Origin of the sequence: Leptolyngbya sp. BL0902, from assembly GCF_016403105.1 — a bacterium.
Classification (GTDB): Bacteria; Cyanobacteriota; Cyanobacteriia; order Phormidesmidales; family Phormidesmidaceae; genus Nodosilinea.
Window position 1 is genome coordinate 1,247,503 of sequence record NZ_CP046155.1, and the last position, 15,592, is coordinate 1,263,094.

General features: G+C 57.3%; 13 protein-coding genes. 8 read left to right on the forward strand and 5 right to left on the reverse strand.

Going from position 1 to position 15,592, the window contains the following annotated elements; genetic code table 11:
- Window positions 1–14: 14 nt before the first annotated feature.
- Window positions 15–2,291, reverse strand: coding sequence for a molybdopterin oxidoreductase family protein (locus GFS31_RS05635; RefSeq protein WP_198807250.1), 2,277 nt, complete (start codon window positions 2,289–2,291; stop codon window positions 15–17).
- Window positions 2,292–2,588: 297 nt separating this feature from the next.
- Window positions 2,589–4,172 (reverse strand): ferredoxin--nitrite reductase, encoded by a 1,584-nt coding sequence (locus GFS31_RS05640; protein ID WP_198807251.1) that lies wholly within the window; start codon window positions 4,170–4,172, stop codon window positions 2,589–2,591.
- Window positions 4,173–4,802: 630 nt separating this feature from the next.
- Between GFS31_RS05640 and GFS31_RS05645 the strand changes: the two genes are divergently transcribed.
- The 5 genes from GFS31_RS05645 to GFS31_RS05665 all read left to right on the forward strand — a co-directional run bounded on the left by GFS31_RS05645 (window position 4,803) and on the right by GFS31_RS05665 (window position 9,189).
- Window positions 4,803–5,885 (forward strand): HEAT repeat domain-containing protein, encoded by a 1,083-nt coding sequence (locus tag GFS31_RS05645; protein ID WP_198807252.1) that lies wholly within the window; start codon window positions 4,803–4,805, stop codon window positions 5,883–5,885.
- Between the two features lie 284 nt (window positions 5,886–6,169).
- Window positions 6,170–6,670 carry a CHRD domain-containing protein gene (locus tag GFS31_RS05650; RefSeq protein WP_225907578.1) on the forward strand — a complete coding sequence of 167 codons (501 nt, stop codon included), beginning with the start codon at window positions 6,170–6,172 and terminating at the stop codon, window positions 6,668–6,670.
- A 148-nt stretch (window positions 6,671–6,818) separates the two neighbouring features.
- Window positions 6,819–7,397 carry a sigma-70 family RNA polymerase sigma factor gene (locus tag GFS31_RS05655; protein WP_198807254.1) on the forward strand — a complete coding sequence of 193 codons (579 nt, stop codon included), beginning with the start codon at window positions 6,819–6,821 and terminating at the stop codon, window positions 7,395–7,397.
- 6 nt (window positions 7,398–7,403) lie between these two features.
- Window positions 7,404–8,183, forward strand: a complete 780-nt coding sequence (locus GFS31_RS05660; protein ID WP_198807255.1) for an anti-sigma factor domain-containing protein — start codon at window positions 7,404–7,406, stop codon at window positions 8,181–8,183.
- Between the two features lie 244 nt (window positions 8,184–8,427).
- The gene (locus GFS31_RS05665; protein ID WP_198807256.1) at window positions 8,428–9,189 is read left to right on the forward strand and encodes a hypothetical protein; all 762 of its coding nucleotides are present in this window, start codon (window positions 8,428–8,430) and stop codon (window positions 9,187–9,189) included.
- 228 nt (window positions 9,190–9,417) lie between these two features.
- Here GFS31_RS05665 and psbA read toward each other — a convergent pair whose 3' ends face one another.
- The 3 genes from psbA to GFS31_RS05680 form a co-directional block, all read right to left on the reverse strand.
- Window positions 9,418–10,479, reverse strand: coding sequence for a photosystem II q(b) protein (gene psbA, locus GFS31_RS05670; protein ID WP_198807257.1), 1,062 nt, complete (start codon window positions 10,477–10,479; stop codon window positions 9,418–9,420).
- 199 nt (window positions 10,480–10,678) lie between these two features.
- On the reverse strand, window positions 10,679–11,281 hold the full coding sequence (locus GFS31_RS05675) for a DUF3365 domain-containing protein (RefSeq protein ID WP_198807258.1): 603 nt from the start codon (window positions 11,279–11,281) through the stop codon (window positions 10,679–10,681).
- Window positions 11,282–11,515: 234 nt separating this feature from the next.
- Window positions 11,516–12,838 carry an NAD(P)/FAD-dependent oxidoreductase gene (locus GFS31_RS05680; RefSeq protein WP_198807259.1) on the reverse strand — a complete coding sequence of 441 codons (1,323 nt, stop codon included), beginning with the start codon at window positions 12,836–12,838 and terminating at the stop codon, window positions 11,516–11,518.
- Window positions 12,839–13,075: 237 nt separating this feature from the next.
- On the opposite strand from GFS31_RS05680, the gene GFS31_RS05685 reads away from it, so the two are divergent.
- The 3 genes from GFS31_RS05685 (at window position 13,076) to GFS31_RS05695 (ending at window position 15,402) form a co-directional block, all read left to right on the forward strand.
- Window positions 13,076–13,483: a DUF302 domain-containing protein gene (locus GFS31_RS05685; protein ID WP_198807260.1), complete on the forward strand. Its 408-nt coding sequence runs from the start codon at window positions 13,076–13,078 to the stop codon at window positions 13,481–13,483.
- Window positions 13,484–13,782: 299 nt separating this feature from the next.
- Window positions 13,783–14,319, forward strand: a complete 537-nt coding sequence (petC, locus tag GFS31_RS05690; RefSeq protein WP_198807261.1) for a cytochrome b6-f complex iron-sulfur subunit — start codon at window positions 13,783–13,785, stop codon at window positions 14,317–14,319.
- A 153-nt stretch (window positions 14,320–14,472) separates the two neighbouring features.
- Window positions 14,473–15,402: an arsenic resistance protein gene (locus tag GFS31_RS05695; RefSeq protein ID WP_263974906.1), complete on the forward strand. Its 930-nt coding sequence runs from the start codon at window positions 14,473–14,475 to the stop codon at window positions 15,400–15,402.
- Window positions 15,403–15,592: the final 190 nt, after the last annotated feature.

Sequence of the window (15,592 nt, forward strand, 5' to 3'; positions counted from 1 at the left end):
GGGAGGAACACAGACTAGGAGGATGAAAGTACCCCGGACGAATGGGTCTCAGGTTCAGATGATTTTACCGGATTGTGTGGAACCATCGCGACGGGCAGCGCCGTTCTTTCTTCCACCTGCGCCAATGATTGGGATTGATCCGGGGGCGACAGCGGCACGACCTGCACCGCACAGGCTTTGAGCTCTGGCTGAAGGGAAATGGGGCAGGCTTCGGGATGAGTGAGGGCGTTGCATTCGGCGTCCTCGGCCCAGAGGGATCCCCAGTGCATGGGCACAAACAGGGTACCGGGGCGAATGTTTTTGGTCACTAGCACAGGTAATCGGGCGGTGCCACGGGCGGATCGCACCTCTACCCAGTCTTGATCCGCAAGCTGGAGCCGTTCGGCATCGCGGGGGTGCATTTCTAGAAAGGGCTGGGGGTGCATTTTTTGAATTTTGGCGATGCGTCCGGTGCGGGTTTGGGTGTGCCAGTGGCCATAGAGTCGCCCAGTGGTGAGAACGAAGGGGTAGCGGTCATCGGCAGGTTCGGCCAGCCCTTTTTCGTGGTAGGGCATGAACCGGGCGCGGCCATCGGGGTAGGCAAAATGATGGTCGGTGTAGAGGCGTTTGTTGTGCTTGTCGGGAGCCGTATCAGCGGCGGTGTCGGCGGTTTCCTGGGTTGGACAGGGCCACTGGATCGGGCTAGTGGCTAGTTGTTCGTGGCTGATCCCGGTCATATCGCACAGTCGGCCTTGGGTGATTTGGACAAATTCCCGGTGGACGTCGGCACTGGTGGCAAACTGGAACTGATCGGCAAAGCCCAGGCGGCGACCCACTTCAGCAAAAACCTCCCAGTCGGCGCGGGCCTCCCCCACCGGGGGCCGAAAGGCTTGGCAGAGGGTGACGGTGCGCTCGGAATTGGTCATGGTGCCCGTTTTTTCGCCCCACTGGGCCGCAGGCAGCAGCAGGTGGGCATAGGCGGCGGTTTCGGTGGGGTAGTAGGCGTCTTGGTAGACGGTGAAGGGGGATCGTTGCAGGGCGGCTTTGGTGCGGTTCAAGTCCGGCAGGCTGACGGCGGGGTTGGTGGCGGCAATCCACAGCAGGCCCACTTGGTCGTGCTCTAGGGCGGGGATCATTTCGCCGATAGTGAGGCCACGGGTGGGGGAAATCTGGCCTTCCGGCAAGCCCCAAAACTGCTCGACTTCCTGGCGGTGCTGGGGATTTTTCACCAGACGATATCCCGGCAAAATGTGGGCTAAGCCGCCTGCCTCGCGCCCTCCCATCGCATTGGGTTGCCCGGTGAGGGAAAACGGCCCTGCCCCCGGTTTGCCAATCTGCCCCGTCAGCAGGTGCAGGCTAATCAGGGAACACACCTTGGCGGTGCCCTCGGAAGACTGGTTCAGCCCCATTGACCACAGGGATAGGACGGATTGGGACTTGGCCCAGGTGCGGGCGGCGGTTTCTAGATCGGCTTCCGCAATGCCGCAGCGTTCGGCGACGATACTGGGTTCGTAGTGGCGCAGAACGTCGGTGTAGTCTGCAAATCCTTGGGTGGACTGGTGGATGAAGCCCTGATCCAACGCGCCCCACCTCAGCAGCAGGTGGCCGATGCCGTTGAGCAGGGTGATGTCGGTGCCGGGACGGATGGCGAGATGTAGGTCGGCGACTTGGGCGGTTTCGGTGCGGCGCGGATCCACCACAATCAGCTTGACGTGGGGGTTGCGCTTGTGGTGCTTCCGCAGGCGGTTGAAGACGATGGGGTGGCACTCGGCGGTGTTGGTGCCGATGAGGAAGGCGCAGTCGGTGAGATCCAAATCTTCGTAGCAGCAGGGGGGGCCGTCAGAACCCAAGCTCTGCAAATAGCCCGACACCGCCGAAGACATGCACAGCCGCGAGTTGGCATCAAAATTGTTCGTCCCCAAGCAGCCCTTAATCAGCTTTTGGGCCACATAGTAATCCTCGGTCTGGAACTGGCCAGAGCCGTACATATAGACTCCATCAGGCCCTAAGTCCTCCAGGACATCACGAATCCGGTGGGTAATCTGGTCTAGGGCCACCTCCCAGGACACCCGCTCAAAGGGCGCATCCAAGGATTCCCGCAGCATCGGGTATAGCAGCCGATCCTGGTCGATGGATTCCGCCACCGTGGCCCCCTTCACACAGACCATGCCTTGGCTGGAGGGATGGGCGCGATCTCCCCTGGTTTGCCAGCGTTGGGGAAGCGTAGGATCGTCGCTGGGGCGCTGGGGCACAACCTCCAAGCCACACCCAACACCGCAGTAAGGACAGAGGGTTTTGTGAGGAGCGGCCATAGTTGCGTATTAACAGTAGGAAGGAATGGGAACGGGACGTAGATTACGGAAATGCTAAAGAAGCTATGAAACGGAGAAATCCTATGGTAGTCTGCAAACATTAATGCAAACTGTGTGTCCCTGACGTGAACGATAGCGGCAGGGCATTTTTTTGGCCTTAAGCCCTCATCCGTCCTTAATCGGCTTTATTGGGAATCCTTCTGAAGGCGCAGCTTTGGGTGGTGCATTGCTTCGCGAATGTACCCTACGGTCTGGCTCCCCTCTCCCCCGGTGGGAGAGGGGTTGGGGGTGAGCGGGTTATTCCATCGTGACCGAGACTGAACTACCGGGAGCCTCTCCGCCAGAGCGGGGTTGGGCTTGGAAATGCTCTATCAGCAGGGTTTTCAGCACATCGGGCAGATCGTCGCAGGGGATGCCCTGCATGACTTTTTCGCCGAGATGGGCATCTTTGCCGACCTTGCCACCCATAAAAATATCCACACCTTCCACGGTTTTGCCGTCCTTGCGGACTTTGGTGCCCATCAGGCCGATGTCCGCCACCTGGGGTTGGCCGCAGGAGTTGGGGCAACCTGTCCAGTGAATCCGCACGGGCTGGGGCAGGGTAAGTTCGGCATCTAGCGCTTTGGCGAGAACCTGGGCGCGTTGCTTGGTTTCTACCAGGGCGAAGTTGCAGAACTGCGCTCCGGTGCAGGAGACCAGCGCCCGCATCAGGGGCGAGGGATCGGTGGAGAACTTTTGGAGCAGCGGCTCCTCTAGTAGCACGGGCAGGCGATCATCGGGCACATTGGGGATAATCACGTTCTGCTCCACGGTCAACCGCAATTCGCCGTTGCCGTAGACTTCAGCAAGGCGGGCCAATTCGTAGAAGTCCTCGGCCCAGAGGCGACCCACGGGCACATGCAGGCCCACGTAGTTCAGCCCCGCCTGTTTTTGGGCATACACGCCGATGTGATCGCGCTTGTCCCAGTCCATTTCGTCCTTTTCTGCGGCGGGGGTGAGGGGCTGGCCATAGGCGGATTCCACCTCAGCCCGGAAGCGATCTAGCCCCCATTCGTCGATTAGCCACATTAGGCGGGCCTTTTGGCGGTTCACCCTGGGGCCGTTGTCCCGGTAGACCTCTAGGATGGCGCGGCTGAGGGCAACGACGCTGTCATCGGCGGGAACCCAGGCGTTGAGGGGAATGGCCGCTTCGCAGCGACGGGCGGAGAAGAAGCCCCCCACCAGTACGTTGAAGCCCAAAACGCCATCTTTAAAGGCGGGAACAAAGGCAATATCGTTAATTTCGGCGTGGATGGAATTGTCCCGTCCGCCTTCAATCGCAATGTTGAATTTGCGGGGCAGATTGCTAAATTCAGGATTTCCCTGGCCGTTGCCCGTGATCATATCCTGAACTTTTTGCACGAGTTCTCGCGTGTCGATGAGTTCATCGGCATCGAGGCCAGATACCGGAGATCCGGTGATGTTCCGCACATTGTCCATGCCAGACTGCACAGAGGTCAGCCCCGCTGCCTCTAGCTGGTGGAAAATATCAGGAATGTCTTCTAGTAAAATGCCGCGAAGCTGAAGATTTTGCCGAGTGGTAATGTCGGCACTGCCGTCTTCGCCATAGCGCTGAATAATGTTAGCCAGGGTGCGAGATTGGTAGCTCGTCATTACCCCGTGGGGCAACCGCAACCGCAGCATGAATTTACCAGGGGTAACAGGCCGAAAGAAGATCCCTAGCCACTTGAGACGATGGGTTAAATCGGCTTCATCCACTGCTTCCCAGCCAATTTTGGCAAAATGGGCTAGGTCGTGCCTAACCAGCAAGCCGTCTTTTTCAGCCTTTAGCTTTTCAAACTTATTCAATTTCGTGCTAGCGGCTTCGCTAGTCCTATCCATAGAAATAGTCACAGGCACACCGCCTTGCAAAAAAGATCAACAACACAACGAACACCTATTGACAGAAAACTTTCAGGCCAGGGTCATTGTTGACCTACCAACACTCTCTATGCACTTCCCATACAATTTCATGAAATTTGAATCGCGGTGTGGATAGACAGCAAAGGTAATGATGCCAGGAGTCAGGTTTCCTGCACCTCTTGAGAATGCTCTAGATTCATTGTTTTGCTTAGCGTAATCACCATAAGCGGCGCTTTTCCAATGATTTTGTATCTCTCAATACGCTTTTTGGTGATCCATGCAAGTCATGCAAACTCCCATTGCGCGACCTGCATAGTGCAGGGCCAGAATCGGCTATCACTATAGACAGGCATACTTTAACCATTGGCTCCTATCCGTTTTCTGATGGATGAAGGACACCTAAGCATCGCCAAACCTGTGAATCAAACCTGTGCATAAAACCTGTGAATCAGGGGCTGAAGCCCTTTACCCGTACTGTATCCAACGGCAGCCAGCGTGTTTTCCGCTCAGTCATGATGGCCTATCCCATACCCCATAGGGAGCAAGATTTTGTTTGATTTCGTTGACCCCTTGGCTTCACCCCAGGCTAGTTCCTCCCCCCCAACAGACTTGGTCTCTTCATCCACTACCGCGAGCCAACTTCGGGAGGGAGGTAATTTTCGGCAGGGCAGTTTCGCCGATCGTTGGGAGGCCGCTCGGCAGCTTCCCCGATTGGGAGGGGTGGCCATCGGCGACCTGATCACCATGCTTAGGGATGAAAGGCTGGACTGGGAGGATCGCTGGTTTGCTGCCTACAGTCTGAGACATTTTGACCACCCAGCGTCGATTGCTGCCCTCATTGACGCCTTGGGTACCGCTGACGAAGACTTGCAGAAAACGATTATTGATACCCTGGGCCACCTTGGCCCCAACGCCATCCAGGCACTCAGCACCCTTGTTACAGCATCAGCTACTCAGGCCATGGCCATTGAGGTGCTCTGTCGCATTCCTCACCCCGCGACCCAGCCCCTCCTGGTTGCCGCCATTGACCACACAACCGGATCAACCAAGGCCAGTATCATTCAGGCGTTGGGGCAATTTGCCGACCTAGACGTACTCTCTCTGGTGGTGGATGCGCTCCAAGACTGTACCGCCGCAGTGCGACTGGCCGCCATTCAAAGCCTGATTAGCTTTAGACGGCAGATTGGCGATCTCCAGTGGGTGGCCTTGATGCAACCCCTAGCCAAGGATATTCACCCAGCCGTAGCACAGCAGGCCATCTATGCCCTAGGGCGCACTTCCCACTCCGCCGCCACCCAAACTCTTCACGAGTTGTTGACGGTCAGTCATACCCCCGTTTCCCTCAAGCTAGCCACCGTGCAGGCTCTCGTTTGGCAAGACACGCCTGCGGCCTTTGAAGCCATTGTCCAGTCCTGGGATATGCTGTCCGACGCCATTCGCGTGACGGCCTTGCAAGCCCTCTCACGCACCACTAACCCTAGCCTACAACTCCGCTTGGTTATCCAGGTGCCGCAGTGGCTGGATGCGCTGCCTACTACCGCCGACCGTAGCCTGCTGCGTCGTCACTTGGTCATGCTGTTGGGGCAATGGGGAGATCGGCGGGCCATCCCCATCCTGCAAGCCCTCACCCAGGATGAAGACGCGGGGGTTCGTCTCCATGCCGCCGCTGCCTTGCGACACCATCACCCGTAGAGGCCCAGACTCACCCTGCTCCCCTAGATCCCTAGGCGATGCAGGTCTTCTGACTTTTTTTAGCCGTGGGTGCATCCAAACATTGCGGCAGATCGTACTCCTTAAGAATCTGCCGCGCAGGTTCAGTTGTTGGCGTATGAGATAGACCGATGTTTTACAACAAGATGTGGCAACGAATGGGCCTTGCCCTTTGTGCAGGCCTGTTGGCCGTGGGATTATCCACCCCTGCTTGGGCCAGGGTGACGGGATCCTACTCTGACGCTGTTTCAGTATCCGCGACGGCGATGACCCAATCCCTGGGGCAGCAGGTAGACTCTAACCTAGCGGCGGCGCGGTCAACCCTGTTGGCTCAGGGGATGATGCCCCAGCCGATGATGACCTATGTAGCTATTCTGAGTCCGCAGGCTGTGGTGCCCAATGCGCCGCGCAGCGATGCCCGTGGAGCGGTGGGAGCAGTGCTGGTAGGCAACCGTCTGGTGGTGCGGGCCAGCTTCCGCGATTTGACTAGCGGCCCTCGTAACTACGAGACCGATCCGGTGGATCCGCCAAACCCGAACATCACCTCTGCCTTCCACATCCATCGGGGCAGCCCCATGGAAAATGGGCCTTTCCAGTATGCCCTGGAGGTCATGCTGAATGATACGGGCATGGGGGGCGATGCGCGGGGTGAATTTACCCTAACCCCAGAGCAGGTTCAGGCCCTCAACGACGGAATGCTGTACGTTGATCTGCACACCACCCGCCACCGAGGGGGTGAGCTGCGCGGCGTGCTCATGGCGGGATAAACCCGCGCCGAGGGGGGATGACCTGCGGTGGCCCTAGGGTAGCGCCATCCCCCACCGCCAGCCCTTTAGCCAGATATGAACTTGGGCAAGATAGCGTTCCTGCCGCAGGTGAGGCAGACTAAGGTTAGTGTCTAGGTTTCCAGTGACGATGGATGTTGCACAGCCCAGCCAAGGGAATGTCGGTGAGCCGACCGACACAGACCTCTGGTTGGATCTCTGCGCCGGACAGCAAGAGGCGCTGGGGCAGCTGTATGATCGCCATGCGGGGCTGGTATACGGCATTGCCCTCAAACTGCTGGCCAATTCCCACGAGGCCGAAGATCTCACCCAAGATATTTTCCTTAAGCTGCCCCAAACAAACGCCTACGACCCTCAGCGGGGCTCCCTCAGAACCTTTTTAGCCATCATGACCCGGTCACGGGCCTTAGACCGCCTGCGTTCGCGCAGCGCCGCTCAGAACTCTGCCAGCCGTCTGCAAACCCTACAGCCAACTGCTAGTACCCCTCCCGAAGATCACCTGCACCAGGCCGAGCAGTGGGAACAGGTGCAAGCCGCCCTCGCCCAACTCTCCGATCCCCAGCGCCAGGTTCTACGCATGGCCTATTATGAAGGCATGACCCAGGCTACCATTGCCGAGCAACTGAATACCCCCCTGGGTACCGTGAAGGCCCACGCCCGCCGAGGCTTGCTGAAGCTGCGGCATTTGCTTCACGATTATCGAGACTAACCGCCCATGATCGGTTCGCTATCCCCAGAACAGCGGCAACAGTTGATGGCTGGCTACGTCCTCTACGATCTGAGTGCAGAGGAAGCCGCCATCCTCAAGGCTTTGCTGGCCGAGCACCCAGACCTACAACACGAATTGGCCCAACTGCAAGCCACCTGGGAAGCCGCCTGCGAAATTACCCCCCAAGCGCCGCCCGATCACCTGCGTCGCGCCATCTTGCCCATCGCTGGCATCCAAACATCTGCTGCGGTCAATATACCAACTCGCCAGAAACCCTCCCCCATTACGCCGCCGCCCATTGTCGTTGGCCCCTGGTGGCAGCGGGGGTTGGGGGCCGCTGCGGCACTGGTCATTGCGGGCCTGAGCATCAGCAACCTGGTGTTGTGGCGGGCGCTTCAGATGGCCCAGACATCCAGCGGCGAAACCCTAACCGTTGCCCTTGCCGATCCGACGGGTATGGCCACCGCCACGGCGGAGGTTCAGATCAACCCTCAAACCCTGGAGGGGTCGCTGACGGTGGCTAACTTGCCCCCCCTAGAGCCAGGAATGGTCTATGTCCTGTGGACGGTGGTTGACCCCAATGCCCCCGTTACCGTAGACGACAAAAACGCCATCCTCACCACCGTATTCACCGTGGATGAGCAGGGCCGCCAGTCTCAGCCGATTGACCTACCCAGCATCTTTCGGCGGGATGGTGATCGGGTACGGGCTATCGCCATCACCCAAGAATCCGCTGCGGATCCCCAGTCGCACCGTTCCGCTCCAATTTTGATTCAGCCGCTTTAGGGCGACCTCCCGTAATATCCGCAGGGTAACGCCCCAGTTAGGCTGACATCATCCTGCGGACAGGCGCGGTCAACGCCACCCTAGGAACTTCGCGCCCCGTTCGTTCGGTCTACTGGGTATCTCACGAAATCATCTCACGGAATCTCTGTGCCGCCTGACGGAATGCACAATAAGATGTAGGGCAAGTTGCGCTTCCCCCTAGGGAAAGCCTGCGGTACATTCCATCGGTAGCCCTACCTCGTCTATGGAGTTCCCCAATTTAGACACCCTACAGTCCTTTCTATCCCGCTGGCTAGAACAGCATGGGCACGATGTTTATTGCCAAGTTCCGGTACCCAGTGGCCGAAAGGTCGATATCCTCACCCAAGACTACGTTATTCGCTGCGCCCACACCCTCTATCAAGACACCCTACAGGCTGCGGCAGACGATCTCCAGATACAGCGAGGTCACTTCCCTGATCAGAAGCCTGTCATTGCTGGCCTTACCCCCGACCAGCAGTGGGATACGGCCTACGCCATGGCCGAACAGCTCAAGGGCAGCGGGATAGAAGTGTGGTTCATCGACCAAATGCCGCCCTTTGTTGGATACTACAGCCGACTGGCCAAACAGGGTGGCCCTGAGGTTGCCGCTCCCAGGCGCAAGGCTCCCTGGGGTGGATGTCTTTTGTCTACAGGCGTAGCCGCTATCCTGGGGCTCAGCTTTTGGCTGGCCTTCAATATTTTGGAACGCTACGAACTTCAGGTTGCCACCAATACCCAAGACGAACGAGCCTGGGAGCGACTGCACAGCGCTGTGGAGCAATGGGATATTAACAATGCCCAGCTAGCCTTGGAGCAACTGTCCAGCAGTCGCAATGCCTGCGTGTCTAGATTTGCAGATCAGTTCTCTGAAGCGCTCAACCAAAATGGAGCAGAAGGGTTTCGAGATATCAATCCAATCAAGCGCACGCTCAACCAGCAGGATAGATGCCGCCTTGAGATACAACCGTACGACTTCTCTCCCTAGCTCTCCATGGCCATAGCAGATTGCAGGGAACAGCGGTTCTCAAGCAGGAGGCTAGGCCCTTTGACCATAGGCGAATGGGGGATAGCTCCGTCCGCAGAACATCAGAAACCTAAAGCCCTGGATGACCAATGGGCAAGATAACCAATGAAAAAGCGCCCCCCTTTCGAGGAGCGCTTTCTCTTCCCTAGTCAACTATCGCTAGCTGACCCATGGACTGGTCACAATGGACTAGCCGATGATTTCAGGAGCCTCAGCCGTAGCCAGGTCGAGGGGGAAGTTGTGAGCATTGCGCTCGTGCATCACTTCCATACCCAGGTTGGCACGGTTGATTACGTCAGCCCAGGTGCCAATCACGCGACCCTGAGAGTCGAGGATGGACTGGTTGAAGTTGAACCCGTTCAGGTTGAACGCCATGGTGCTGATGCCCAGTGCGGTGAACCAGATGCCGATCACAGGCCATGCACCCAGGAAGAAGTGCAGGCTGCGGCTGTTGTTGAAGGAAGCGTATTGGAAGATCAGACGACCGAAGTAGCCGTGAGCCGCCACAATGTTGTAGGTCTCTTCTTCTTGGCCGAACTTGTAGCCGTAGTTTTGGGACTCGGTCTCGGTGGTCTCACGCACCAGAGAAGACGTCACCAGAGAGCCGTGCATGGCGGAGAACAGAGACCCACCGAACACAGCGGCCACACCCATCATGTGGAAGGGGTGCATCAGAATGTTGTGCTCAGCTTGGAACACCAACATGAAGTTGAAGGTACCGGAAATCCCCAGGGGCATCCCGTCAGAGAAGGAGCCTTGACCGATGGGGTAGATCAGGAACACAGCGGTGGCAGCGGCCACAGGGGCAGAGTAAGCCACGCAGATCCAGGGGCGCATACCGAGGCGGTAGCTCAGTTCCCACTCACGACCCATGTAGCAGAAGACGCCGATGAGGAAGTGGAAAATCACCAACTGGTAGGGGCCACCGTTGTACAGCCACTCATCCAGGGAAGCGGCTTCCCAGATGGGGTAGAAGTGCAGACCGATAGCGTTGGAGGAAGGAACAACAGCACCAGAGATGATGTTGTTACCGTACATCAGGGAGCCAGCAACAGGCTCACGGATGCCGTCGATGTCCACGGGGGGAGCAGCGACAAAGGCGATTACGAAACAGGCGGTGGCAGCCAGGAGAGTGGGGATCATCAGCACGCCGAACCAGCCAATGTACAGGCGGTTTTCGGTGCTCGTTACCCACTGACAGAACTGCTCCCAGAGGGAGGCAGATTGTTGCCGTTGAAGGGTCGTGGTCATGATTAGAAATGAGTGCAGGTTTACAAGGTTTGCTTCCCACAAGGGGTAGCGAGGTATGTATGTCACTACCTTAACCGAACTGTAACGGTTTGTAAAGCAGTCAGCTCATAACATTTACCGTCCCTATCGTCGTTCTGCCCCTTGTGGCTGAAAGCGAAGTCCCTAGGCCCCCAATCCCCCAGTCTTCCAAGCCTTTTACCTACGGACTAACCGCCTCCTGAAGCGCCTGCTGCACATCGGGGATAAACACCGCATACATGCCGCGTAGGTCGCCTTCTTTGAAGTCGTAGGCGAGGTCTTGGGGGTAGTTGGCTTTCACAAAGTCGGGTCGAGAACTTTTCATCCCGTGGCAGGCTAGACAACTGGCTTCCACGTTAATGCGCCGATAGTAGCGGGTGCCGGGTTGGCCGTTTAGCGTCTCTTTTTCCCAAAGGCCCATCAGTTCAGGGTTTTGCTCAAACTTAGCCAGGGCCATGGTGGCGTGGGGCGTGTCGAGGGCGTGGTCGGGGTTGCGGTATTTCTTGGCGAGCTGCTTCACCTGCCAGCCGTTTTCTTTGCTCAGTTCCATCGCCTTCATGCCCACGGGTTTGCAGACCTGCTTCATGGTGTCGGCGGTGGGGGGCTCCGGTGCATCTTTTAGGTAGGAGGCCAACCCACTGCGGAGGGCATCCAAATTTTCCACCGCTTCGACGGCCTTAGCCAATTCCGCTGGGTTCACCTCCGCCTGGGCCAGGGCAGGTTGCCAGCCCCACACCAGCGTCATCAAACACAGTCCTAGGCCAAAACGCAAAAACCATTTCATCACAGCACATCCTTTTGGCTAAACGCTACGTCAATTGTTCCAATCATTTCCTAGGGCAAGGGCGAGATCGGTGCAGACCGCAACATCTCTCAACCTCTGCCCTGCTGCCTTCCGCAGACACAGATCCCCTATTGCTGTGGGCCACCTCCAGGGAGATCCCCCTGAATTCCCCTTAGTAAGGGGACTTGGAAGCCGATTCCCCCCTTACTAAGGGGGGCTAGGGGGGATCCCAGCCTAAGCAGGTTGGGAAGGCACATGGCTGTCCACCATCTGGGGTGCCGAGGGCCGATAGTCGCTCAGCAGTTTGAGGCCAAACAGCGTCCGCAGCCCCAGCCGTTCGTACCAGGGCATCCCCACCCCAAAGCGCATTTTGGCCATGAAGTATTCCTCAAAGGCCGCTTTTACCCACACCACCCAGGGGCCACGGGCGGCGTAGGACTGCTTGCGTTTGCCCGTGGCCGGGTCGGGAATGACTGGCGCGGCGATGTAGGCGATGCCCGTTTCGCCAAATTCGGCAAAGCAGAGGGCATCGAGGGTGGGCACTTGCAGCGGGCCGTTGATGGCACCTAGATCCACGGCGATGTTGTGGGCGGCGGCGGTGGCCATGGCTTCGGCCATTTGTCCGCTCTTGGGTAGGCCGATGGGTACTTTGGTTTGGTCGGGCTGGGTCAGTTTGATGCTCACCCCGGCGGCGTAGATTTCAGGAAATTCGGGGTGGCGCTGGGTGGGCAGCACGGGGATGAACCCTTTTTCGTCGGCCAAACCGGGGACTTCACGGATGAACGGAGCGCCCCGGAAAGACGGCAGAATCATCGAATAGCGGAAGGGAACTTGGCGACCATCGCTGAGGATGACGGCATCGGGGCTGACCTGGGTAATGGCGGCATTGTCGATGAACTCTACCCCTCGTTTTTCCATCAAATCAGCGGTGAGTTCGCGGGCATTTTTTACCCCAGAAACGCCCAAATGCCCCACGTAGGGTTCTGGCGTGATGTAGGTAATGGGTACCTGGTCGCGAATGCCCAGGCGGCGCAGTTCCCGTTCGGCCATCAAAATAAATTCGTAGGCGGGGCCAAAGCAGCCCGCACCGGGGGCCGCCCCCACCACCATTGGCCCAGGATTTTTCACAAACTCGCGCCATGTTTCCCGTGCTTCTAGGGCGTGGTCGGGGGTGCAAACGGATTGCGTATAGCCGCCGTGGGGGCCAAGGCCGGGGATCAGGTCGAAGGCGAGGGAGGCTCCGGTGGCAATGGTCAGATAGTCGTAGTCCAGAGTATCGCCGCTGGCTAGGGTGATCTTCCGCTGCACAGGATCCAGCCCCGTTACCCGATCCTGCACCAAGTTGAGCCTGTGGCGTTGGGCCAGGGGAGCCAGATCCAACTGAACGTGCTTCATGGACTTGAGATCCAGCGCCACTTGGATGAGTCCTGGAATAAAGGTGAACTTGTCATGCTCAGAAATCAGCGTGACCTGGTGCTCGGCGGGGAGAAAGTGCCGTAGTTCGTAGGCGGCGGGCAACCCACCCAAACCAGCCCCAATCACAACAACGTTAGCCATAGAAAATCCTTTATCACTAAAGAGTGATGATTTAGACAGAGGAGATAATTTCAGAGGAGGAATGGGGCACATACCGCATTCTCAAGACCCTGAGGCTATCGGAGGCCACAGACCAGGACGACCCCTGAAAACATCTATCTTGATTATTTGACTATTTTACCATTAAGTTATATATTTAGAGAATGATTCTCATCGTATTCCTTTCGCTTCATTAACTTAGGTAAGGATTTTTAACCCATGTATCACTTCAGTAAAGTCGTGGCCGCCTCCTTTGATGACGCCATTGCCCTAGTCACCGAAGCGCTACGCCAGCAAGGGCTCGGCATCCTCACCGAGATCGACGTGCAAGCCGCCTTCAAGAAAAAGCTGGATGTAGACTTCCGCCGCTACAAAATTCTCGGAGCCTGCCATCCCCAGGTGGCCTACGCCATGCTGCAAACCGACGACAAAGCGGGCGTCCTCTATCCCTGCAACGTCGTCGTGCAAGAGCACACCGATGGCCGAGTAGAGGTCTCCGCCGTGGATCCCCTGGCCATGTTTTTGATGATCCACAGCCCCCAGGCCAAGGAAATCGCCCTCGATGCCAGCCAAAAAATGCAGGCCGTCATGGCCCAACTGCCCGAAGCCGTTTTAGTCGCCGCCTAGAGCGTTGGTTTAGAAGCCCGGTTTCTGCATCAGGTGGCATACCAGATTGGGTCTCACACCAAATCCGAGTTTCACAACCCCAAGTCCCAAAGCGTAGGACTGTAGGGTGCATTAGCGGCGACAACCCTACCTGGCAACACCCGAATCGCTTTGGTTCGCCGCAATGCACCACAGGAGAATCAGGTGTAATCAAGTGGGATTGAGGATTATCCAGCCAGAAACCGGGCTTCTCCTCCCACGACACCGCACCCCCTCTCACCTCAAACACCCCTCACCCGAATCAATACCGATCAACAACGATGGACAACACCTTTCCCCTCACCGATCCCCCTTCTTTATCTCGGCGGCAACTGCTGAACTTCCTAACCGGAGCCACCGTTGCTGCCACCGTAGGTTCGGCCCTGTACCCCGCCGCCAAGTTTATGGTGCCCCCCGCCGCCGCCGCTGCTGGGGGTGGATTGCTGGCCAAAGATAAACTGGGCAACCCCATCCCCGCCAGCCAAGTTTTGGCCGAACCTCCCGGCACCCGTGCCCTAGTGGCTGGATTGGCCGGAGAACCCACCTACCTCACCGTTACCGAAGACGGCTCCATCGACGCCATGGGCCTGGTGGACAACTGTACCCACTTGGGCTGCACCTTTCCCTGGAACCCGCTGGATCAGCAGTTTCAGTGCCCTTGTCATGGTTCCCGCTATAGCCCCGACGGTGCCGTCGTGCGTGGCCCTGCGGATCGCCCCCTCAAACTCACCCGCGTTGAGGTGCGCGACAACGCCATCTGGCTCTCCCCCTGGACAGAAACCGACCCCCGCACGGGAGAAAAACCCTGGTGGGTGTAGGGTTTCGTCATTGATTTTCAGCAACACATTAACAAGGGGCTTAAGCCCCTTACCAGAAATTCATATCCACTGATTACCCAAAGGTAGGCGCTTACTGTGTGGAAATTTCTAGGATTTATTCAAAAAAACCTGGTTTGGTCAGTCCCGATTTGTATGATCGCGGGGATTTTGGTCGGGGCCGTCATTAACCCAGCCCCGCTCAAGGCGTTGATTATTCCCCTCACCTTTTTAATGGTTTACCCGATGATGGTGAACCTGCAAATTCAAGAGGTTCTCTCCGGCGGCGACACCAAAGTTCAAGTAGTCACGCAGTTAATTAACTTTGCCATCGTGCCCTTTTTCGCTTTTGGGATGGGGCAATTATTCTTTGCCGATCAGCCCCTTGTGGCACTGGGGTTGCTACTCGCCTCCCTCCTACCCACCAGCGGCATGACGATTTCCTGGACGGGCTTTGCCAAAGGCAACGTCAGCGCGGCCATTAAGATGACCGTGGTGGGGCTGATCCTCGGTTCCGTTGCCACCCCCTTCTATGCCAAGGGTTTGATGGGAGCGGTGGTCGAAATTCCTCTCACAGACATTTTTCGGCAGATTATTATTATTGTGTTTCTGCCCATGCTGCTGGGTTTAGCCACCCGCACGGTGCTGATTCGTACCCTGGGGGCCGACAAGTATCACAAAAATCTAAAGCACAAATTTCCAGCTTTTTCGACGTTGGGTGTCCTCGGTGTGGTCTTCGTGGCCATGGCCCTCAAGGCGAAGGATATTATCAGCAATCCGATGATTTTGCTGTCCTTTTTGGTACCCCTGGCAATTCTGTATGCCGGGAACTTTCTCCTCAGCACCATTATCGGCAAGCTGTTCTTTAACCGAGGCGACGCCATCGCCCTAGTCTACGGCACAGTAATGCGAAATCTCTCCATTGCCCTTGCCATTGCGATGACCAGCTTTGGTCGAGAACAGGGTTCAGAAATTGCCCTAATTATCGCCATGGCCTATATTATTCAAGTGCAAGCAGCGGCCTGGTATGTGCGCTTCACCGACCGCATTTTTGGGCCTATTCCTCAACCACTAACCCAGCCTTGAACCTAAAAAATTGCTGAAATAGTGAACTGACGGGTATAGCCACCTTAATGGCGGGGGCGAAGGCGGTAACTCCCCTCGGCTGACCTCGCTGGGTAGGCTGGTGCCCCAGTTTGAGTCATGGTTTCAATAATGGCAACCTCCGTGCCACAATTGGCGCAACCCTTTAGGGTAGAGGAGAGGGGGAACGGTG